This is a genomic window from Actinoplanes sp. DH11, assembly GCF_020873875.1.
Classification (GTDB): domain Bacteria; phylum Actinomycetota; class Actinomycetes; order Mycobacteriales; family Micromonosporaceae; genus Actinoplanes.
In genome coordinates, this window is sequence record NZ_JAHWGU010000006.1 from 119474 (window position 1) to 139643 (window position 20170).

At 70.2% G+C, this 20170-nt stretch carries 16 protein-coding genes and 1 pseudogene; 10 read left to right on the forward strand and 7 right to left on the reverse strand.

The window, feature by feature from the left end; genetic code table 11:
* The first annotated feature begins 7 nt into the window (after positions 1–7).
* A complete protein-coding gene (locus tag LPA41_RS10940; RefSeq protein ID WP_229069992.1) occupies positions 8–1285 on the forward strand; it encodes an ArgE/DapE family deacylase in 1278 nt (425 codons plus the stop codon).
* 56 nt (positions 1286–1341) lie between these two features.
* On the opposite strand, the gene LPA41_RS10945 is transcribed toward LPA41_RS10940, so the two are convergent.
* Positions 1342–1920: a TIGR03086 family metal-binding protein gene (locus LPA41_RS10945; RefSeq protein ID WP_229069993.1), complete on the reverse strand. Its 579-nt coding sequence runs from the start codon at positions 1918–1920 to the stop codon at positions 1342–1344.
* Between the two features lie 181 nt (positions 1921–2101).
* On the opposite strand from LPA41_RS10945, the gene LPA41_RS10950 reads away from it, so the two are divergent.
* Together LPA41_RS10950 and LPA41_RS10955 are read left to right on the forward strand one after the other, a co-directional pair.
* Positions 2102–2827 (forward strand): CPBP family intramembrane glutamic endopeptidase, encoded by a 726-nt coding sequence (locus LPA41_RS10950; RefSeq protein ID WP_229069994.1) that lies wholly within the window; start codon positions 2102–2104, stop codon positions 2825–2827.
* A gap of 108 nt (positions 2828–2935) precedes the next feature.
* On the forward strand, positions 2936–3415 hold the full coding sequence (locus tag LPA41_RS10955; RefSeq protein WP_229069995.1) for a nucleoside deaminase: 480 nt from the start codon (positions 2936–2938) through the stop codon (positions 3413–3415).
* Positions 3416–3436: 21 nt separating this feature from the next.
* Here LPA41_RS10955 and LPA41_RS10960 read toward each other — a convergent pair whose 3' ends face one another.
* On the reverse strand, positions 3437–4336 hold the full coding sequence (locus tag LPA41_RS10960) for a LysR family transcriptional regulator (RefSeq protein WP_229069996.1): 900 nt from the start codon (positions 4334–4336) through the stop codon (positions 3437–3439).
* An 84-nt stretch (positions 4337–4420) separates the two neighbouring features.
* On the opposite strand from LPA41_RS10960, the gene LPA41_RS10965 reads away from it, so the two are divergent.
* The 3 genes and pseudogenes from LPA41_RS10965 to LPA41_RS10975 all read left to right on the forward strand — a co-directional run bounded on the left by LPA41_RS10965 (position 4421) and on the right by LPA41_RS10975 (position 7549).
* Positions 4421–5290, forward strand: coding sequence for an NAD-dependent epimerase/dehydratase family protein (locus LPA41_RS10965; RefSeq protein ID WP_229069997.1), 870 nt, complete (start codon positions 4421–4423; stop codon positions 5288–5290).
* Positions 5291–5570: 280 nt separating this feature from the next.
* Positions 5571–5731, forward strand: a pseudogene (locus tag LPA41_RS42685) (glycoside hydrolase family 3 N-terminal domain-containing protein); the annotation flags it as partial.
* 234 nt (positions 5732–5965) lie between these two features.
* Positions 5966–7549: a methyl-accepting chemotaxis protein gene (locus LPA41_RS10975; RefSeq protein ID WP_229069998.1), complete on the forward strand. Its 1584-nt coding sequence runs from the start codon at positions 5966–5968 to the stop codon at positions 7547–7549.
* 281 nt (positions 7550–7830) lie between these two features.
* Here LPA41_RS10975 and LPA41_RS10980 read toward each other — a convergent pair whose 3' ends face one another.
* Positions 7831–8580, reverse strand: coding sequence for a hemolysin III family protein (locus tag LPA41_RS10980; protein WP_374238145.1), 750 nt, complete (start codon positions 8578–8580; stop codon positions 7831–7833).
* Between the two features lie 389 nt (positions 8581–8969).
* Between LPA41_RS10980 and LPA41_RS10985 the strand changes: the two genes are divergently transcribed.
* Together LPA41_RS10985 and LPA41_RS10990 are read left to right on the forward strand one after the other, a co-directional pair.
* Complete coding sequence (locus tag LPA41_RS10985) at positions 8970–12419, forward strand: AMP-binding protein (protein ID WP_229069999.1); 3450 nt, start codon at positions 8970–8972, stop codon at positions 12417–12419.
* Positions 12420–12557: 138 nt separating this feature from the next.
* Positions 12558–14495, forward strand: coding sequence for a cellulase family glycosylhydrolase (locus LPA41_RS10990; protein WP_374238146.1), 1938 nt, complete (start codon positions 12558–12560; stop codon positions 14493–14495).
* A 62-nt stretch (positions 14496–14557) separates the two neighbouring features.
* Here LPA41_RS10990 and rhaI read toward each other — a convergent pair whose 3' ends face one another.
* From rhaI to LPA41_RS11005, 3 genes are all read right to left on the reverse strand, one after another.
* Complete coding sequence (rhaI, locus tag LPA41_RS10995; protein ID WP_229070000.1) at positions 14558–15715, reverse strand: L-rhamnose isomerase; 1158 nt, start codon at positions 15713–15715, stop codon at positions 14558–14560.
* Between the two features lie 196 nt (positions 15716–15911).
* Positions 15912–16073: a hypothetical protein gene (locus LPA41_RS11000; protein WP_229070001.1), complete on the reverse strand. Its 162-nt coding sequence runs from the start codon at positions 16071–16073 to the stop codon at positions 15912–15914.
* A gap of 112 nt (positions 16074–16185) precedes the next feature.
* On the reverse strand, positions 16186–17160 hold the full coding sequence (locus LPA41_RS11005) for an ATP-binding protein (RefSeq protein ID WP_229070002.1): 975 nt from the start codon (positions 17158–17160) through the stop codon (positions 16186–16188).
* Between the two features lie 36 nt (positions 17161–17196).
* Here LPA41_RS11005 and LPA41_RS11010 point away from each other — a divergent pair, with 36 nt between their 5' ends.
* Entirely contained in the window at positions 17197–17895 is a 699-nt protein-coding gene (locus tag LPA41_RS11010; protein ID WP_229070003.1) for a response regulator transcription factor, read from the forward strand.
* Here the strand turns inward: LPA41_RS11010 and LPA41_RS11015 are convergent.
* A complete protein-coding gene (locus tag LPA41_RS11015; RefSeq protein WP_229070004.1) occupies positions 17879–19120 on the reverse strand; it encodes an Nramp family divalent metal transporter in 1242 nt (413 codons plus the stop codon). The genes LPA41_RS11010 and LPA41_RS11015 overlap by 17 nt on opposite strands.
* 117 nt (positions 19121–19237) lie before the next feature.
* Between LPA41_RS11015 and LPA41_RS11020 the strand changes: the two genes are divergently transcribed.
* A complete protein-coding gene (locus LPA41_RS11020) occupies positions 19238–20155 on the forward strand; it encodes a manganese catalase family protein (protein ID WP_229070005.1) in 918 nt (305 codons plus the stop codon).
* The last annotated feature ends 15 nt before the right edge of the window (positions 20156–20170 follow it).

A 20170-nucleotide genomic window follows, 5' to 3' on the forward strand; every position in this document is an offset into this window, starting at 1 on the left:
GGTTCTGATGTCCGCTGACCCATGGTCGTCCCGTGTCCTGGGCTTCGTCGACGAGCACGCCGAGGAGATCGTCGCCGACCTCGCCGGCCTGGTCCGCGTGCCGAGCGTGTCCGGCACCGACGAAGAGAACGCGCTGCAGCACGTGCTGCTCGACCGGATGCGCGGCCTCGGCCTGGAGACCGACGGCTGGCAGGTGCCGCTGGCCGAGACGATGGCGTCACCACGGTTCCCGGGCGCCGAGGTGGACCGGCGCGAGGCCTGGGGGACGGCCGGTCGTCTCGCCGGCCGGGGCGACGGGCCGTCGCTGATGCTGAACGCGCACGTCGACGTGGTGCCGCCCGGCGACCCGGCCGCCTGGGCCGGCGTGGCGCCCTTCGCCGGGACGATCGACGGCCGGACCCTCTACGGGCGCGGCGCCTGCGACATGAAAGGCGGGCTGATCGCCGCGTACTGGGCGGTCCGCGCCTGCGCCGAACTGCGCGTCCCGCTCCGCGGCGACCTGCTGTTCGCCACGGTGATCGGTGAGGAGGACGGCGGTCTCGGCACGTTCGCGCTGCTGGACCGGGGATGGACCGCGGACGCCTGCGTCATCCCGGAGCCGACCTCGCTCGACATCGCCCCGGGCAGCGCCGGCGCGCTGACGTTCCGGCTCACCGTGCGCGGCCTGGCCACCCACGCGTCCCGGCGGAGCTCCGGGGTGAGCGCCATCGAGCTGTTCCTGCCGGTCTTCGCGGCGCTGCGGCGGCTGGAGGCGCGGCGCAACGAGGTACGCCACCCGCTCGCGCAGCGCTGGGACCTGCCGATCCCCATCGAGATCGGCACGGTTGCGGCCGGCGAGTGGGCGTCGACGGTCCCCGAGCTGCTGACCGCCGAGGGCCGGCTCGGTGTCGCGGTCGGCGAGGACACCGGCGCCGCCCGGCTCGCGCTGGAGGAGGCCGTCGCCGAGGTCTGCGCCGGGCACCCCTGGCTGCGGCAGCACCCGGTGGAGGTGCAGTGGTGGGGCGGCCAGTTCGAGCCGGGACTCACCGACCCGGACGCGGCGATCGTCGGGACCGTGCGGTCGGCGCACGCCCGGGTGTCGCCGCGGCCGGTGGACATGTGGCTCACCCCGTACGGCAGTGATCTGCGCCTGATGCGCAACGTCGGTGGCGTGCCGACCGTGCACTACGGCCCCGGTGACGCCGGGCTGGCGCACGCGCCGCAGGAATCCGTCGACCTCGACGAGGTGCTCACCGCGACGCGGGCGCTGGCGCTCGTCGCCCTGGACCACTGCGGCGTCGCCTGAGTTCGCTCAGGCTTGCGCCGTCCCGCTGCCTTCAGGTCTGCGCCGGCCGGCTGCTTTCAGGCCTTCGGGGTCCAGGCCGGGTCGCGGCCGATGAAGCCGAGCAGGCGGGTCTGTGCGTCTGCGTCGGCGGGCACCGGGACGGCCGGGCCGTACTGCCCCGAACCGCGGATCATCTGCTCCATCGGCAGCATGCCGGCCAGCAGCCGGCCCGCGAACTCGGCGTCGATCCGCTCGTCCTGGCCGGTCGCGCGGGCCAGGTCCCAGGTGTGCATGAAGACGTCGGAGGTGTAGAACTGGTCGATCGCCCGGTCCACCGGCACCTCACCGATGTGCGGGTTGTTCAGTGTCCGCCCGGCCGTGGCCGGATCGTCGAGCAGCGCCTGCACCCCGTCGCAGTGCACCTGCCAGGCGGCGACCGGGTCGTCGTCCACGCCGGGGCCGACCGGCAGTTTGACGTCGGAGCCGCCGGCCAGGAACCCGGGCAGCCACTCGACCAGGTGCCGGACCACGTCCCGCGCGGCCCAGCCGTCGACCGGCGCGGGCGCGTCCCAGTCTGCGGCGCCGAGCACACGGTCGGTGAATCCGGCGGCGATCCGGCGGTGGCGCTCGGCGGGTGACAGTTCGGAAAGGGACATGGGTCGATCCTCGCAGAGCCGGTCCGGATTTTCAACTGTACGGTTGAAAGACCTTCCCGTCGTGTCGCCGACCCTCCGGTTCGATGCGGCCGGATCCCGCCGGTTCACCGGAGCGTCGCAGGTCACAGATATCGTTGTTCGCCGGGTGAGATCCACTTTGCACCGGTATCGTCCCGCGACTGTGCCTGACCAACAATTGAGCCGGCGTCGCCTCGGACTCGTTCTCGGTGCCATCGTGCTGGTGCTGGTCGTGGTCAACGTGGCGAACAAGTACGGCCCGCCCCGCACCGGCCTGGTCGCCGGCCCCCTGGTCGCCGTCGGTCTGCTGCTGCTCGCCCGCCGCTCCGGGCTGACCTGGCACGACCTCGGTCTGTCCCCGCGCACCCTGGCCCGCGGCTCCAAGTACGCGGCCGGCGCGGTGCTCGCCGTCGCCGTCGTCTACGGCATCGCCGCGGCCGTGCCCGCCACCCGGCCGGCGTTCCAGGACGGCCGGTACGATCTGCACCTCAGCGCCGTCCTCGCGACCGCTTTCTTGGTGATTCCACTCGGCACCGTCCTGCTCGAGGAGGTCGCCTTCCGTGGTGTCCTGCTGGGCCTCGTCGGCCGGCACCGCGGCGCGTTCTGGGCCAGCGTGATCTCGTCGATGCTGTTCGGGCTCTGGCACATCCTGCCGTCCCTGCGTCTCGCCGAGGCGAACCGGGCGGTCGGCGCGGCGTTCGGCACCGGTCTCGGCGGACAGGTGCTCACCGTGCTCGGCGCGGTCGGTTTCACGGCGCTGGCCGGGCTGCTCCTCTGCGAACTGCGCCGGCGCAGCGGGAGCCTGCTGGCGGCGGCCGCACTGCATTGGGCGACCAACGGGATGGGCCTGCTGGTCGGTGCGGCGCTGGCTACCGTACGCCTGGCTTGATTTCGCCTGGCTCTCTCGCCTCGCTTGATTTCGCCTGGCTCTCTCGCCTCGCTTGATCTCGCGTGGCTTGATTTCGCCTCGCTTGGTCTCGCCTGCTTCGATGGGGCGATGACACCTGTGACGTCCAGCGGGATCACGGCGGCCGACGAGACGCACCTGGAACGGGCGGTCGCGCTCGCCCGGGACGCCCGGGACAGTGGGGACGAGCCGTTCGGCTCCCTGCTCGTCACACCCGGCGGCGAGGTCCTCGAGGCGGTCAACAACATCGTGACCGCCGCCGACCCGACCGGTCACGCCGAGACCAACCTGGTCCGGCTCGCCGGGCGCCTGGACCCGGCCGTCCGCGCCGGCAGCGTCCTCTACACGAGCACCGAGCCGTGTGCCATGTGCGCGGGCGCGATCTACTGGTCCGGCATCGGCCGGATCGTCTTCGCCCTCTCCTCGGAGCAGCTCGGCGCGATGATCGGCAAGCCGGCGCTGCGGCTCTCGTCGCGGGAGGTCTTCGAACGCGGCGCCCGGCCGATCGTGATCGACGGACCGGCGGCGCTGCGGAGCGCCACCGAGGTGCACGCCGGTTTCTGGAACTGAGGCGTCCCGCTGTCTGCGGCCTCAGTACGCGTCGGTGCCGGCGGTGTGTTCCGGCACCAGCTCCAGGAACGCCCGCACGGCACGGCTCGGCGCGATCGCCGCCGGCCGGGCCACGGCCAGGGTCCACGGCGTCGCCGGTGGGTCCAGCTCGACCGGCACGACGCGGGCGCCCGCCTCGGCGCGCAGCGGGGGCACCACGGCCACGCCGAGGCCCGCCTCGACATAGCGGGGCACGGTGGTCAGATCGCTGACTTCGACCACGACGGTACGGGTCAGGCCGGCCCGCCGGAAGTCGTTGTCCGACCGCAGCCGGTTGCAGTACCCGGCCGGCATGTCGACGAAGGGCTCACCGGCCAGGGCCGCCGCGTCGACACGTTCCGTTCCGGCGAGCGGATGACCCAGGGGTACGAGCAGACGCGGCTGGAAGGTCGCCACCGGGTCCATCGCGATGCCGTCCACGGCGCAGATCTCCACCCCGACGAACGCGACGTCCAGCTGATGGGCGCGCAGCCGGTCGAGCAGGCCGGAGCTGCCCTCGGCCGCCACGGTCATCGACAGCCGTACCCCCGGATGCCGTGCCCGGAAGTCACCGGCCAGCCCCGGCAGGTCGATGACGGTCAGGCCGGCCAGCGTGCCCAGGCGCACGTTGCCGCGCAGTCCCCGGCCGGCGTCCTCCACCGCGGCGCGGGCCGCGTCCAGGGACTCCAGGGCGTTCTTCGCCTCCGGCAGCAGGGCCCGGCCGGCGGCGGTGAGTGTCACGCGCGAGCTGGTGCGGTCGAAGAGCGGGGTGCCCAGGTGGCGTTCCAGGGCCCGGATGCTCGCGGAGACGGTCGACTGGACGGCGTGGGTGCGTCTCGCGGCGCGGGTGAAGTTCAGCTCCTCGGCCACCGCGATGAAAAACTCCAGTTGACGCTGCTCCATCCCATGATCCTATCGCCGACGGCGATAGCTGGTATGAACAGCATTCGTTGGACACGATGACCGCCGCGCGGGACGCTTTCTCCCGTGAAGATTCTGCTGACCGGTGCCACCGGTTACATCGGCTCCGCTGTCCGTTCCGCGCTGCTCTCCGACGGCCACGCCGTCACCGCGCTGGTGCGCACCTCCGACGCCGCCGGCCGGGTGTCCGCCGCCGGCCTCGACCCCGTCATCGGCGACATGCGCGACGCCGACCTGGTGCGTGAGCTCGCCGGCAAGAGCGACGCGGTGATCCACACGGCAAGTCCCGGCGACGCCTCGAGCGCCGCGGCCGAGGCGGCGTTCGCCGACGCGGTGCTCGCCGGCGGGCCGGCGACGTTCATCCGCACCGGCGGCGTCTGGGTCCACGGCGACGGCGCCGCGATCACCGAGGAGACCCCGGTCGCCGCGCCGCCGCTGGTGGCCTGGCGTCAGGAGATCGACCGGCGGGTGCTGACCACGGCGGGGCTGCGTGCGGTGCTCATCGAGCCCGGCATCGTCTACGGCCACGGCAGCGGCATCCCCGGCATGGTCGTCGGGGCGGCCGTAACCGGCGACGCGCTGACGCTGATCGGCGACGGCACCCAGCACTGGACGACCGTGCACGTCGACGACCTGGCCCGGCTCTACGTGGCGGCGCTCGATCGGGCCGGCCACGGCGAGGTGTTCCTCGGCGTGAGCGGCGTCAACCCGACGACCCGCGAGCTGGGCGAAGCGGCGAGCCACCGCCTCGGCCTGGGCGGCCGGGTGGTCCCGGAGCCTGCGGCGGCCACCGTGGAGCGGCTCGGCGAGTTCGGGCGGGCGCTGCTGCTGGACCAGCAGGCCACGGGCGAGAAGGCGCGGCGGGTGCTGGGCTGGCAGCCGGTCCGTCCGTCGCTGGTGGGGGAAATCGCGGCGGGCGGCTACGACCCCCGCTGAGTCACGGGCCGGTTGGCCGTGATCGGAGCGGGACCACGCTTGCTTCATGCAGGTCGTCACTCGTCTCACCCGCAGCGTGCGCCCCGGCCCTGATCAGTGCACTGGATGCGGTGGGCCAGGTTCGCGCCCGAGGCTGACGACGGCGCTGACACGGTGGTTTGGGGCTGCCTGGTGGCGGCCCCGGACGATCCGTGGCCGGTGCTACTGCTCGATGAGCGCCGCGACCCGGCCGCCCACGGCGTCGACCGTTGCGACGCTCACCTTCCAGCAGGCCGCTATGAGCACCCCGCTGCAGATCCCGATCATCTACGGCGTCGATGCCGCCCACGGCCACGGCAACGTGCACGGCGCCACCATCTTCCCGCAGAACATCGGCCTCGGCGCCACCCGCAATCCGAGACTGGTCGAGCGGTCTACCACGCCACCGCCGCCGAAGTCCGCCGGTGAGTTGCCGGGCAGGTCGGAGAGGCTGGGGCAGGACACTCGCGACCGGATTTGCTTCGTGGCCCGGATCGTGCTCGGTAATTCCGCTCAACGCACACAGGCGGTCTGCTCGGCGCACCGCCCGGAGTCCCAAAGCTCATACTCGCCTGTCGGGTGTCGATAGGTGAGTATGCCCCCGGTTCCGGGATGGCGGAGTGAGACGAGTCCAGAGGCGCCTCAAAGATGAAGAATATGACGATCGGACGCCGCCTGGGTGCGGGATTCCTTGTAGTGGTCCTCGCCATGGTCGCCTTGGCTGTGGTGGGTGTGGCCCAGGTCAACCGGATCAATGACAAGCTTGCCGTGATCAATGACCGAAACGCGGTCAAGCAGCGGTACGCGATCAACTTCCGCGGCAGCGTGCACGACCGGGCCATCGCGTTGCGTGACCTCGTCTACGCCACCGACACCGCAGGGATCAACGCCGAGAAGGCGTTGATCGACAAACTGGCTGCGACGTACACGGAGTCGGAGACGAAGATGAACGACATCTTCGCCGATCCTTCCAATGTCAACGATGCCGAGAAGGCTGCCCTCGCCGGTATCGCGAAGGTTCAGCTGGACACCAACCCGCTCGTCGAGAGGATTATCGGGCTGCGTGAGAGCGGCCAGCGTGCCGAGGCGGTCGAGCTGCTGAACGGCGACGCCAAGCCGGCCTTCATCGAGTGGCTGCGCGTCATCAACGTGTTCATCGATATGGAAGAGGCGATGAACAAGTCGGAGACCGCCGACGCCCGGGGCATTGCCGACAACTTTCTGATGATGATGGGTTTGCTGCTGCTCGGCGCGGTCGCCATCGCGGCCGTGGTGGCCAGGACGGTCACCCGCAGCGTCACCCGCCCGTTGGGCGACGCGGTGTCGGCGCTCGCGGCAGTCGCTGAGGGTGACCTGACGCGCCGTCTCAACGTGCGATCCCACGACGAAGTCGGACAGATGAGCAAGTCGGTCAACACCGCCCTGGAATCAATGGGCGCCGTGATGAGTCGACTGGCGAGCGGCACCGAGACGCTGAGCGCGGCCAGCGAGCGCATGGGCCGGCTCTCCGCCCAGCTCGCCGACGGGGCGCGGAAGTCGTCGCAGCAGACCGACGTGGTTTCCGCCTCCGCCGACGAGGTGTCACGCAACGTGAACACCGTCGCCGCAGGCTCCGCGGAGATGGGCGCCTCGATCCGGGAGATCTCACACAGTGCCAACGAAGCGGCCACCGTCGCCGGCAAGGCCGTCACTGCCGTGCAGGCCACCACCGCCTCGATGTCCCGGCTCGGCACGTCCAGCCGTGAGATCGGCGACGTCGTCAAGACCATCACCAGCATCGCCGAGCAGACCAACCTGCTCGCCCTCAACGCCACCATTGAAGCGGCCCGCGCCGGCGAGCTCGGTAAAGGCTTCGCCGTGGTGGCCGGCGAAGTCAAGGACCTCGCCCAGGAAACGGCCCGGGCGACCGAGGACATTGCCCGCCGAGTGCAGGCCATCCAGGCTGACACCACCGGTGCGGTCGCTGCGATCCAGCAGGTCTCCGAGGTCATTCAGCAGATCAACGAATACCAGACCACGATCGCCTCGGCGGTAGAGGAACAAACCGCCACCACCAACGAGATCAACCGCAGCGTCGCCGAGGCCGCGACCGGCTCCACCCAGATCGCCGCGAACATCGGCGAGGTAGCGACCGTCGCGCGCGACACCACCGCACTGGTCCACCAAACCGAGCAGACCGTCGACGAACTGTCCCAGCTCACCGGCGAACTACGCACCCTGGTTTCCCGATTCCGCATTTAAGCTTGCCCACACCCAGGACAGCAGACCGACGTCCTGGTCTGCCGCCGATACGGCGCGACCCGGTCGCGCCGTATCGGGGGGAGGCACGGCCGGTGCGCCGGGGCCGTTGGGCGATTCAACGACACTGGTAAGGCCGCACGTCTATCAGCGCGGTCGGCCGCGTTTGTCCTGCACTGTTAGCCGCTGAGATGGACGTCGGGGTCAAGGGTCTCGCAACCCGGCCCAAGCGCCCGGAATCGGGACCGGTGGACACGGTCCAGCTTGACTGGCGAGCTCGGTTCCTACGCGGTGGCGGTGCGCAGCGCGAGGGAGATGCCGATGCAGTGGGCGGCGAAGGCTGCGATGGTCAGTGCGTGGAAGACCTCGTGGAACCCGAACCAGCGCGGGCTGGGGTTGGGCCGTTTGAAGCCGTACACGACAGCGCCGAGGGTGTAGAGCACGCCGCCGAGGACGAGGAACGTGATGACCGGTGCGCCGCCGGCCTGCCAGAACGTTGGTAGGTAGATCACGGCCACCCATCCCAGGGCGATGTACACCGGCACGTACAGCCAGCGTGGGGCGCCGACCCACAGCACCCGGAAGGCGACGCCGGCGAGTGCGCCGCCCCAGACGATCCACAGCAGGGTACGGGCATGGCCCGGTGGCAGCAGCAACACGCAGAACGGCGTGTACGTGCCGGCGATGATAAGGAAGATGTTGGCGTGGTCGAAGCGCCGCAGCACCTTCTCGGCGCGCCCGGCCCAGTTACCGCGGTGATACAGCGCGCTGATACCGAACAGCAGCGCCGCCGACAGCGTGAAGAGCCCCAGCGCCAGCTTCGAGGGGGCGTCCGGGGACAGCGCGGTCAACAGTGCTCCGACGGCGACCGCGACGGGGAAGGTGCCGGCATGCAACCAGCCCCGCAGCCGGGGCTTGATCATGGCGCTGATGTGGTCGAGGCCCTGCTCGACCCGGTCCTCGAGCCGGTCCATACCGGCATCGAGGCCGGCACTCGGCCGGTTGTCGTCCTCTGCGGGGTGGGAACGGTCCATAGTCACGGCACCGTGGTTACCCCACCTGAACGGTGAGCAAGCAGCTGAACCCAGTGTGCCCTCGTACGGCCGCGTTTCCGGGGAGTCCGGCCGGGTGGTGTCCCGGCGAGTGCGGAAACGTGGCCGCTGCGTCTGATTAGTGCCCGTTGGGAAGGGTCTTGTCCGAGCCCGATTGTTCCGCTGGACAGCTGAACGACCGGTCCACTTCGATGCCGCCCCCTCCTGGGTTCAAGGTGTCCCCCTGAAGGTTGGACTTCGGCTCCAGCCGGCGTAGATAAGTGGCGCCCGTGTCGCTCACGCGTCGAGCTGCCAGCTACCGCCGAGGTTGAGGCCGACCGCCCGGGTGTAACGTCCGAGCGAGTAACTCCCCTCATCCTCCGGAGTCCCGGTTGACCGCGAGCCTGCTGACCGCCATGGCTGACCGCCTCGACGCCGCTCCGCGGGCGCCCCTCTACACGTTCCTCGATCGCCACGGGAAGGAGATCGACGCGGCGGACCGCCAGGAGATCGTGCGGCGGGCGGCCGGCATCGCGGACTTCCTGCAGGCGTCCGGGGTCGCGCCCGGCGACCGGGTGCTGCTCATCTTCCCGCCCGACGGTCTGGAGTTCGTCGCGAGCTTCTTCGGGTGCATGCTCCTCGGCGCGATCGCGGTCCCGGTGGCCAGCCCCGACCCGCGGCATCTCGATCGGGAACTGCCAAAGCTCCGGCACATCGCCGAGGACAGCGGCGCACGCGTCGCCCTCACCCATGCGAAGTACCGCGCGCTCACCACGCTGGCGTCGGTACGCGACGGCGTGGCGGGCCGCTGGCGCGGCCGCGAGACGTCGAGCTGGCCGGAACTGGTCTGGCTGCTGTCCAATCGCGTCAAGCGTGCGGATCCTGAGGCGGCCGCGGCCCGGCTGGCCCGCGCGGCCGCCCGGTTCGGGCCGGACGACGTCGTGTACCTGCAGTACACCTCCGGCTCGACGTCGGCCCCCAGGGGCGTCGTCGTGCGGCACCGGAATCTGACGCACAATCTCGAGCTGATCGCACGCAACACCCGGGTCGACAGCGAGTCGGTGCTCGTCGGCTGGGTGCCGCTGTTCCACGACATGGGGCTGGCCGGCGGGATCCTCAACGCGATGTTCACCGGGGCGCGCTGCATCGCCTTCTCCTCGATGACCTTCCTGGCCGCTCCGCGTCTGTGGCTCGAGGCGATCGATCGCTATCGCGGCACGCACATCGCCGGGCCGAACTCCGGCTACGACTACGTGTTGCGCGGTCTGCGCGACGGCGACTCGTTCGACCTCTCGTCGCTCCGCGCCACCCTGCAGGGCGGTGAGCCGATGCTGGCCGCCACGATGGACCGCTTCGAAGCCGGGCTCAGCCGGATGGGCTTCGATCCGGCGTCGTTCGGCAACATCTACGGCATGGCCGAGGCCGTGCTGTTCGTCTGCGGCAGGGTGGGCCGGAAGCCGACGCTGCTCCGCGGGGATCGGGCCCTGCTGGATCGTGACGGCGTGATCGTCGCGCCGGCACCGGGCGCACCCGCGGTGACGCTCGTGGGCAGCGGTGTCCCCGACGCGGAGTGGGGTGTGTCGGTGATCGCCGTCGACCCCGTGACCCGGCGGCCGCGGCCGCCCTACGCTGTCGGCGAGCTGTGGATCTCCAGTCCCAGCGTGTCGAGCGGTTACTGGGGGCGGACCGAGGAGGAGAACGCGGCCGTCTTCGCCGCGCGCCCGGCGACCGGGGACGGCCCGGCCGACAGGCGACGTTTCCTGCGTACCGGTGATCTCGGGGTGATCGGCGACGACGGTGAGGTGTTCCTCTGCGGCCGCCTCAAGGACCTCATCATCGTCGGGGGCCGCAACATTCATCCGCAGGATCTGGAAGCGGCGGTGGTGGCGGCCGATCCGATTCTGCGGCCGGGCAACGCGGTCGCCTTCGGGGTGCGGGTCGACGGCGTCGAGCGGGTCGTGGTGGCGGCCGAGCTGCGCAAGAAGGTACTGCGGAACAGGGCGCCGATCCCGCTGGACCGCGCGGCCTCGGCGATCCGGGCCGCAGTGGTCTCGCACTGTGGGGTGCAGTGTCATGAGGTCCTGCTGTTGAGGCCGGACAGTATTCCGAAGACGACCAGCGGAAAGCTGCGACGCACACAGTGCAAGCACCAGTGGACGGTCGGCTCGCTGCGTTCGTCGGCGATCTCGGGACAACGCAGGCCGACGCGGGAGACGTTGCCCCGGGCGGGCCCGGACGGCGAGCCGGAGTACGTGCTCCGCCTGCTGCAGACCGAAGTCGCGGAGGTGCTGCAACTGACCGACCCGAACGACGTATCGGTGGATCGGCCGCTGCCCGACGTCGGCCTCGACTCGCTCGGGTTGATCGATCTGGCCCAGCGCGTCGAGGATCGGACCGGAGCGCGCATCCCGCCGGCGAGCTTCGGCAACGACTCGACCCTGCGGGCGATGGCGACCTCGGTGGTACGGCACGTCGAGCCGGCGCCCCCCGAACCGGGCGAGGCTCCGGACACCGGCGACGTCTCGTTCAGCGCCGCGCAGCGGCGCGCCCTGGAACTAGGGCAATGGGACGGATGGACCCGTACGGTCATGCTCGACGTCCATCGGCGGCTCACCTCGGACCGTCTGCGTCGAGCCGCGTCCGCGCTGGTCGCCCGGCACGAGGCGCTGCGCCTGCGGTTCCGCCGCGACGACGGTCGATTCGCGCAGCGCTACGGCGACATCGAGGGCAGTTTCGCCGTCGAGTCGATCACGCTGGACCGGCCCGACGTGCTCCCGGCGCTCCTCAGCGAGCAGCATCGCCGCGTCAGCGTCGAGCACGGCCCGCTGATGCGTCTCCTTCTGATCAGGACCGGCTCCAGGCAACGTCTGTTCATCGTGGTCCACCGCCTCGTGATGGACGGGGTCACGGTGCGCATCCTGCTGGATGACCTGGACCACCTCTGCCGGTTGGACGAACAGGGCGAGGCCATGCAGCCGGCCCGGACGTCGGCGCGCTTCGAGGTGTTCTCCGGCTGGATGAACGACTTCGCCCACCGGGGCGCGACGGACGATCTGGAGTTCTGGCGTACTCAGCTCGCAGTGCCACCGCCGGCCACCTACGACCCGCTGGCGCATCCCGGCGTGCGGATGGAGGACCTGGTCACCGCCCGCCACAGCCTGCCGCCCGAGGAGACGCGCGCGCTCCGCAACGTACGGATGACCGGGCCGGAGGCAGGCCGCGCACCGCTCGCCACCACTCTGCTCACGGCGCTGGTGCGGACCGCTCAGCGCCAGTGGAGCTGCGGGCGTCTCGTGGTCGAGCTCTCCGGCTCGGGGAGACAGACGGCGGTGCACGGCCTAGATCTCTCACGGACGGTCGGCGATCTGCACTGCACCTTCCCCCTCGTCTTCGAGGACAGCCGGTCCCAGGGCCCGGCCGAGACGCTGACCGCGGTGGGCGAACGGCTTGCCGGTGTCCCGTCCGGGGGTCTGTCGTTCGACGGCCTCAGATATCTGAACGACGATCCGGACGTGCGACGGAGCATCCGCCGGACCTCGGCTCCGACGCTCTGGTTCAACTTCCAGGGCGAGATGCCGACGCGGAGCCGCAGCGGCCTCTTCTCTCTGAGTACGGCCGCCGTCTGTGACGTGCGGGATCCCGGGGCCGGCGTGCGGCAGCCGCCGCTCTACGTCGAATGCACGGTCGTCGGCGGCACGACCCGCATCGTCTGGGAATACTCGCCCCGGCGGCTGTGGTGGACCGGACCCGAGATCGACCAGTGGATGACCCGGTTCCGCAACGAGCTCCACCACCTGGTCCGAACGGGACGAGGCTTCCCGATCCGTCAGACGTCGCGGTAGACGCCGAACTGTCCGGCAGGCTCGGAACTTCGACGTTCATTGATGGCTGAGGGTTGTGTTTTGTATCCGGGAGATTACAGGATGTCGTGGGAGCGCTCCCGCGCTCTCGTCCCCAATCCCCCATGAAGGAGTTCGAGCGTGTTCGACAGGCAAGCAAGGAGACGCCTGGCCGCCGCAGCTGCCGGGCTTGCCCTGGCGCTGACCGGCGGCGTCACCGCGCCAGCCGTGGCCGCGCCCGGGGCGGCAGCGGCCGTGCCGGCGTCCGACTGGCTCCACGTGCAGGGGAATCAGATCGTCGACGAAGCCGGTAATCCGGTCTGGCTAACCGGAACAAACTGGTTTGGCTTCAACGCCTCGGAACGGGTCTTCCACGGTTTGTGGTCAGGCAACATCACCGAGATCACCAGATCGATGGCGAACCGCGGCATCAACATCGTGCGCGTACCGATCTCCACTCAGCTTCTGCTGGAGTGGAAGGCCGGGACCTTCGGCACGGTCAACGTCAACACGTACGCCAACCCGGAGCTGGCCGGCAAGAACAGTCTGCAGATCTTCGACTTCTGGCTGCAGCTGTGCGAGCAGTACGGCATCAAGGTCATGCTCGACGTGCACAGCGCCGAGGCCGACAACTCCGGGCACATCCACCCGGTCTGGTACAAGGGCGCGATCACCCCTGAGCTGTTCTACCAAGGCTGGGAGTGGGTGACGAGCCGTTACAAGGCCAACGACACGATCGTCGCGATGGACATCAAGAACGAGCCGCACGGTACGCCGAACGACACCGCCCGTGCCAAGTGGGACGGCTCCACCGACATCGACAACTGGAAGCACACCGCCGAGACCGCGGCCAAGCGGATCCTGGCGATCAACCCGAACGTCCTGGTTCTGGTCGAGGGCCAGGAGATCTACCCCCGGGAAGGTGAGACCTGGTCCTCGCCGAACACCGATCCCGACCTGTCGCCGAACTACTACTACAACTGGTGGGGCGGCAACCTGCGGGGCGTCCGCGACCATCCGATCAACCTCGGCGCCAATCAGGACCAGCTGGTCTACTCGCCGCACGACTACGGGCCGCTGGTGTTCAACCAGCCCTGGTTCGACAAGCCGTTCGACAAGGACTCGCTGACCAACGACGTGTGGCGGCCGAACTGGCTCTACCTGCACGAGGACGGGACCGCCCCGCTGCTGATCGGTGAGTGGGGTGGCCGGCTCGGGCAGGACGAACGGCAGGACCGCTGGATGACCGCGCTGCGTGACCTGATCGTCGAGCACCGGCTGCACCAGACGTTCTGGGTGCTCAACCCCAACTCGGGTGACACCGGCGGCCTGCTGCTGGACGACTGGAAGACCTGGGACGAAGAGAAGTACGCGCTGCTCAAACCGGCCCTGTGGCAGCACGGCGGCAAGTTCGTCGGCCTCGACCACCAGGTCCCGCTCGGCGGCGCCGGCAGCACCACGGGAATCAGTGTCAGCCAGGTCTTCGGCTCGGCGGACACGGTCGCGCCCAGCGTGCCCGGCCAGCCTGCGGCAACCAACGTGACCGCGACCGGGCTGACCCTGACCTGGGCGGCGTCCACCGACAACGTCGGCGTCACCTCGTACGACGTCCTGCGCAACGGCACCGTGGTGGCCACGATCTCCGGGACGTCGCACAGTGTGACCGGGTTGACGGCGGCGACGGCGTACACGTTCAGCGTCCGCGCCCGCGACGCCGCCGGCAACGTCTCCGCCGCCTCCGCCGCACGCAGCGTCACCACCGGCACCGGCGGTGGCAGCAGCGGGGATCAGGGGTGCTCGGCGGCCTACAAGACGGTGAGTTCCTGGTCGGGCGGCTTCCAGGCCGAAGTGACGGTGCGTAATACCGGAACGGTCGGTGGTACGGGCTGGGTCGTCAATTGGACCTATCCCAGCGGTACGACTGTCGGCTCCCTGTGGAACGGGGTGCAGGGCACGCCCGCGGTCACCGTCCGCAACGCCGCGCACAACGGCGCTCTGGCACCTGGCGCGTCGACGTCGTTCGGCCTGATCGGTTCCGGCTCGGCGGGCGCGCCGGCACTGAGCTGCACGCTGTCCTGAGTCGCTGACATCGGCCGCCGTCCCGCCCGGCTCTCCCCGGGCCGGGACGGCGGCCGGTCCGGTCAGGCGCCCCAGCCGGCCTGGGTGCCGCCGACGCGCTCGGCGCTGATCTTCTCGGCGTATCCACTGGCCCGGTAGGCGGCGATCGGGTCGGCGGCCAGGCCCTGCTCCTGGCGGATTTCGGCCAGCAACGGGCGTACGTCGGTGCTGAAGGCGTCCATCAGCACGGCGTTCGCGGCGAGCACGTCACCCTCCTGCTGGGCGGCGGCCAGGGCGGGCCGGTCGACGATCAGGGCCTTCGCGGTCGCCTCCTGGATGTTGGTGACCGAGCGGATTATCGCCGGGATTTTCGCCTCGATGTTGTGGCACTGGTCGAGCATGAACGTGATGCCGGCGGCCGGGTCTAGGGCGTCGCCGCGGACGATCTCGTACATGATCCGGAAGAGCTGGAACGGGTCGGCAGCCCCGGCCATCAGGTCGTCGTCGGCGTAGAAGCGTGAATTGAAGTCGAAGGCGCCGAGCCTGCGCTGGCGCAGCAGGAAAGCCACGATGAATTCGATGTTGGTGCCCGGTGCGTGATGACCGGTATCGATCACGACCTGGGCCTTCGGTCCGAGTTCCAGGGTGTGCGCGTAAGCGGTACCCCAGTCGGGCACGTCGGTGGTGTAGAAGGCCGGTTCGAAGAGCTTGTACTCCAGCAGGATGCGCTGGTCGTCACCGAGCCGGTCGTAGACCTCGCGCAGCGCGGCGGCGAGCCGGTCCTGACGGGCGCGGATGTCGTCCTGGCCGGGATAGTTGGTGCCGTCGGAGAACCACAGCTTGAGGTCCTTCGAACCGGTCGCGTTCATCACGTCCACGCAGGCCAGCAGGTGGTCGGTGGCCTTGCGGCGGATCCGGGGGTCGGGGTTGGTGACGCTGCCGAGCTTGTAGTCGTCGTCCTGGAAGACGTTCGCGTTGATGACGCCGAGCCGGACACCCTGTTCCTCGGCGTAGGCGGCGAGCTTGCCGAAATCCTCGACGGTGTCCCACGGGATGTGCAGCGAGACGGTCGGCGCGACCCCGGTCAGCCGGTGCACCACGGCGGCGTCAGCGATCTTCTCGTACGGGTCGCGGGGCACACCTGGCTGCGCGAACACCTTGAATCGGGTGCCCGAGTTCGCGTACGCCCAGGAGGGGGTCTCGATCCGTTGCGCTCGCAGCGTGGCGCGCACGTCAGGCATGGCACTTTCTCCTCGGTGAGCGAGCGGCGGTGAATCGTTCCACTTTCTCGATGAAACGTTTCACAGGTAGAAGCCAAACGCTAACCGGCGGCGCGGCCCACGGTCAAGGCCAGACCGCCCGATGTCACATGCCAGCCGTCCGATGTCCATGCCGGCCGTCCGAGGGCTGTCCTATGTCCATGCCGGCTGTTGGATGTCACATGGAGGCGCGCCGGCCGTTGACAGCGCGATCACGGACCAGCGGGGCGGCCCAGACGAGCAGGATCGCCAGCGCCAGCAATCCGATGCGGGGGTGGGCGTCGGCCTGTGCGAGCAGGGCCACCAGCCAGGGAGCAAGAATCAGCGTCCTGTAGGTCATGCCTGTCGCCTTTCCCACTCCACCGACCCGCCGGGGCCGTCGGGTGACCCGGCCGGGCCACCCTTCAGCGCGGGCCGGGCCACTTTTCAGGAGGGTGCAGCGCCGTGGTGGGTCAGTTCCGGTAGCGGGGGAGGACCACGTCCATCGCCAGACCCGTGGGGGCCAGGGCGCGGGCGCGTACCGTCCCGCCCAATGCCGCCAGCCGCTGCCGGACCACCCAGAGGCCGAGACCGCGGTCGTCCGGCGGCGGGGTGCGGCGGTTGAGGGCGGCGTGCAGTTCCGGCGTGGGGCCGCCGCCGTCGCGGACGCTGAGGTGCAACCGGCGGCCGCGGACCCGGGCGATGAGTTGAACAGGGCTCGGAGCGTGTCGGTACAGGGCCAGTTGGCCGAGTCGCAGCCGGATCGGCCTGGGCGCGTGCCGGACCGGGCCGGAAGCCCGCCGGGCAGGACCGGATCGGTGCGGTACCGGACCGGGGCCGTGCCGGACGGCGTTGCCGACCAGGTTGATGAGGATCTGCCGGGTGTGGTGCGGGTGCACCGGCCAGCGTAGGGCCGACCTGCCCGCCGTCACGGCCAGCCGGCCGGGTGGCGCGATACTCATGATCACCGGCAGGACCTCGTCCAACGTCACCGGTGCGACCACGTCGGCGACCGGCTGAAGCGGAACGGGCCGGGCCTGAACGGACTGGACCTGAGCAAGCTGTAGCCCGGCCAACGAGAACGGCGCCGACCGAGACGGGACCGACGGGGAACGTGCCGGCTGGGACGGCACCGATGGCGGCGGCACCGATGGCGACGGCACCGAGGGCGACGGCGCAAGGTGGGGCGGCGCCGGCTGGGACGGCACTGGGGGAGAGGGGGCCGGCTCGGAGCCGGCCAGCTGGAACGCGGTCTCCGCGGCCTCGCCGAGGACGGCCTCGGCGTAGGCGACGTGTTCGACCGCGAGCCGGGCCAGCTCGGCGCGGCGGGGCCCGGTCGGTGCTGCTTCGAGGGCTTTGAGGAGTCCGACCAGGGTGGCCATCGGCGGGCGTAGTTCGTGGCAGATGCTGCGGGCCAGGAGCAGGCCCGGATCGGTGGGACCATTCATGTGCATTTCTCGTTCCAAAGCGGGAATCCGGCCTTCATGCCGACCGGGATCCGGGTGGTGGTCGTCGACGACCACCACCTGTTCGTACGAGGACTGGAACTGCTGTTGCCCGAAGTGAGCGAGGGCGTGGCCACCGTCGTGGCCAGTACCGGGGACGCGGCGTACGCCGCCGGGGTGGCCCGCCATGCGGCACCCGACCTGGTGCTCGTCGATCTGCACATGCCGGAACCCGGTGGCCTCGCCGCCGTGGAGGCCGTGCGCCGGGCCGCGCCGCGCGCCCGGGTGGTGGCGATGTCCGGTGACGACGATCCCGCGCTCGCCGCCGAGGCTCTGCGCCACGGCGCCGTCGGGTTCGTGCCGAAGAGCAGCGACGCGGGTGGCCTGTTCCGGGCACTCCTCGCGGTGCTCGACGGGTGGGCGGTGCTGCCGCAGCGGCTGCTCGGCGCGGTGGTCGAGCAGAACCGCCGGCAGGCGCCGCACCCGGTCGCCGGGACTCTCGGCGACACCGAACGGGAGCTGCTGCGGCTGATCGTGATGGGTGCGTCCACAGCGGGCATCGCGGCGCGGATGCACGTCTCGGAGCGGACGGTGAAACGGATGACCGCGGCGCTGCTCCGCCGGCTGCGGGTCTCCAGTCGTGCGGAGGCCGCTCTGCTGGCGGGCAGCGCCGGGTTGCTGCACTCGGACATGGCCGCCCGAGTTCCCGGAAACGGACCACTCAACCCAGCGTTCTGACCAGCAGGAACACGTTCAGGGCGATGATCAGGGCAGCGGCGGCCGAGGCGACGGCTGTCGTGATCGGATGGTTCACCTGGTCGCCGAGCAGGTCCTTGCGGCGGGTCAGCCAGATCAGCGGGACCAGCGCGAACGGCACGCCGAACGAGAGCACCACCTGTGACCAGACCAGGGCGCTCGTCGGGTCGACGCCGATCAGCAGGACGAGCATCGCCGGGGCCATGGTGATCAGCCGGCGGGCGAAGAGCGGGATGCTGCGGCCGATGAAGCCTTGCATGACGACCTGACCGGCGTACGTCCCGACGCTCGACGAAGCCAGCCCGGAGGCGAGCAGCGCGATGGCGAAGGCCAGCGCGGCATGGCTGTCGAGCACCGTGGCCAGTCCGCTGTGGATGCCCTCCAGGGTGTCGGTCCCGCCGATCCCGGAGCCGAAGAAGAGTTGCGCGGCGATCACCAGCATCGCCAGGTTGACCAGTCCCGCGGCGCCGAGGGCGATGAGGGTGTCGGCGCGCTGGAACCGCAACGCCTCGCGCCGGCGCACCGGGTCGGCGGCCGCCACCGCGCGGGTCTTGGTGAGCGCCGAGTGCAGGTAGATCACGTGCGGCATCACTGTCGCGCCGAGGATGCCGGTGGCCAGCAGCAGGCTGTCGGTGCCGTCGAACGAGGGCACCAGGCCGGCGGCGAGCGCGGCGTTGTCGCTGCCGGAGCGGACCGCGGTGTAGAGGAAGCCGACCAGGATCACGCCGAGCAGGACGCCGATCACCGTCTCGAACCGGCGTACGCCGCGCCGGTTCAGTTCCAGCAGCGCGAACGCCGCGACGCAGGTGATCAGCCCGCCGATCGGCAGCGGCAGGCCGAAGAGCAGGTAGAGCGCGAGGGCGCCACCGATGATCTCGGCGAGGTCGGTGGCCATCGCGACCAGTTCACCCTGCACCCAGAGGCCGCGGTTGACCGGCTTGGGCAGGTTCTCCCGGCACAGCTCGGGCAGGTCGCGCCCGGTGACCAGGCCCAGTTTCGCGGAGAGCGACTGGATCAGCATGGCCATCAGGTTCGCCGCCACGATCACCCAGACCAGCAGGTATCCGTAACTGGCCCCGCCGGTGAAGTTGGTGGCGAAGTTGCCGGGGTCGGCGTAGGCGATCGCGGCCACGAAGGCCGGACCGAACCACGGCGCCACCCGGGTCACGCGCTGTTTGATCGGTGCTGCCAGGTCGAGAACCACCATGGGCCCCGCAGTGCCCGGATCGGCGGGCACGATGGGGCCACGGGCGACCCCATCAGGTCAGTTCGCCGGGTAGCCAGTGCTCCGTAACCCGAATCGTTCGCCACAGAGGAGCGCAAGATGTTCAAGCACGTTGACTACCTGCAGTTCCAGGCAAAGCCGGAGAAGTCGGACCCGGTGCTGGCGGCGAAGATGCAGGAACTGGTCGGTGGCCAGTTCGGTGAGATGACCGTGATGATGCAGTACCTCTGGCAGGGCTGGTCGTGCCGGGTGCCCGGCAAGTACAAGGACATGATCATGGACATCGCGACCGAGGAGATCGGTCACGTCGAGATGCTCACGACCATGCTGGCCCGCCTGCTCGAGGGCGCCCCGAACGAGGCCCAGGAGAAGGCCGCCGCGGCGAACCCGATGCTCGGCGCCGTGATGGGTGGCATGAACTTCCAGCACGCCATCGTCACCGGCGGTGGCGCGCTGCCCCGGGACGCCGCCGGTGTGCCGTGGAACGCCGGCTACATCATCGCCAGCGGCAACCTGCTCTCGGACTTCCGGTCCAACGTGGCCGCCGAGGCGCAGAGCCGGCTGATGACCAGCCGCGTCTACAACATGACCGACGACCGTGGCGTCAAGGACATGCTGCAGTTCAACCTGGCCCGCGACACGTACCACCAGCAGCAGTGGCTGCTCGGCATCGAGCAGCTGATCGCCGACGGCTTCACCGAGTCCGGCATCGAGGACTCCAACGCCGAGTTCGAGCACCAGGAGGCGAACCACACCTTCTACAGCTTCGACCCGGCGAGCCGGGCCGGTGAGGGCCGCTGGGCGCAGGGGCCGACGCTGGACGGCAAGAACGAGATCATCTACGTGCCGGACGCCCAGCCGCTCACCGACGACAAGCCGCTCGGCCCGGCGCCGGACCCCAAGCTGTACGTCACCTACGACGGCGCGATGGGACCGGGCAAGCCCGGCACCGGGGCCGGTGCGACCGCGCAGGGCGCGAAGAACGTGGTGAAGAAGATCAAGGACGCCCTCGACTGATACCCGATATGTCGT

Bases quoted from the DNA above. Each gene is read 5' to 3' on its own strand.
- LPA41_RS10940 (WP_229069992.1), top strand. From the start codon at position 8: ATGTCCGCTGACCCATGGTCGTCCCGTGTCCTGGGCTTCGTCGACGAG.
- LPA41_RS10945 (WP_229069993.1), bottom strand. From the start codon at position 1,920: ATGTCCCTTTCCGAACTGTCACCCGCCGAGCGCCACCGCCGGATCGCC.
- LPA41_RS10955 (WP_229069995.1), top strand. From the start codon at position 2,936: ATGACACCTGTGACGTCCAGCGGGATCACGGCGGCCGACGAGACGCAC.
- LPA41_RS10960 (WP_229069996.1), bottom strand. From the start codon at position 4,336: ATGGAGCAGCGTCAACTGGAGTTTTTCATCGCGGTGGCCGAGGAGCTG.
- LPA41_RS10975 (WP_229069998.1), top strand. From the start codon at position 5,966: ATGACGATCGGACGCCGCCTGGGTGCGGGATTCCTTGTAGTGGTCCTC.
- LPA41_RS10980 (WP_374238145.1), bottom strand. From the start codon at position 8,580: ATGGACCGTTCCCACCCCGCAGAGGACGACAACCGGCCGAGTGCCGGC.
- rhaI (WP_229070000.1), bottom strand. From the start codon at position 15,715: ATGCCTGACGTGCGCGCCACGCTGCGAGCGCAACGGATCGAGACCCCC.
- LPA41_RS11000 (WP_229070001.1), bottom strand. From the start codon at position 16,073: ATGACCTACAGGACGCTGATTCTTGCTCCCTGGCTGGTGGCCCTGCTC.
- LPA41_RS11005 (WP_229070002.1), bottom strand. From the start codon at position 17,160: ATGAATGGTCCCACCGATCCGGGCCTGCTCCTGGCCCGCAGCATCTGC.
- LPA41_RS11010 (WP_229070003.1), top strand. From the start codon at position 17,197: ATGCCGACCGGGATCCGGGTGGTGGTCGTCGACGACCACCACCTGTTC.
- LPA41_RS11015 (WP_229070004.1), bottom strand. From the start codon at position 19,120: ATGGTGGTTCTCGACCTGGCAGCACCGATCAAACAGCGCGTGACCCGG.
- LPA41_RS11020 (WP_229070005.1), top strand. From the start codon at position 19,238: ATGTTCAAGCACGTTGACTACCTGCAGTTCCAGGCAAAGCCGGAGAAG.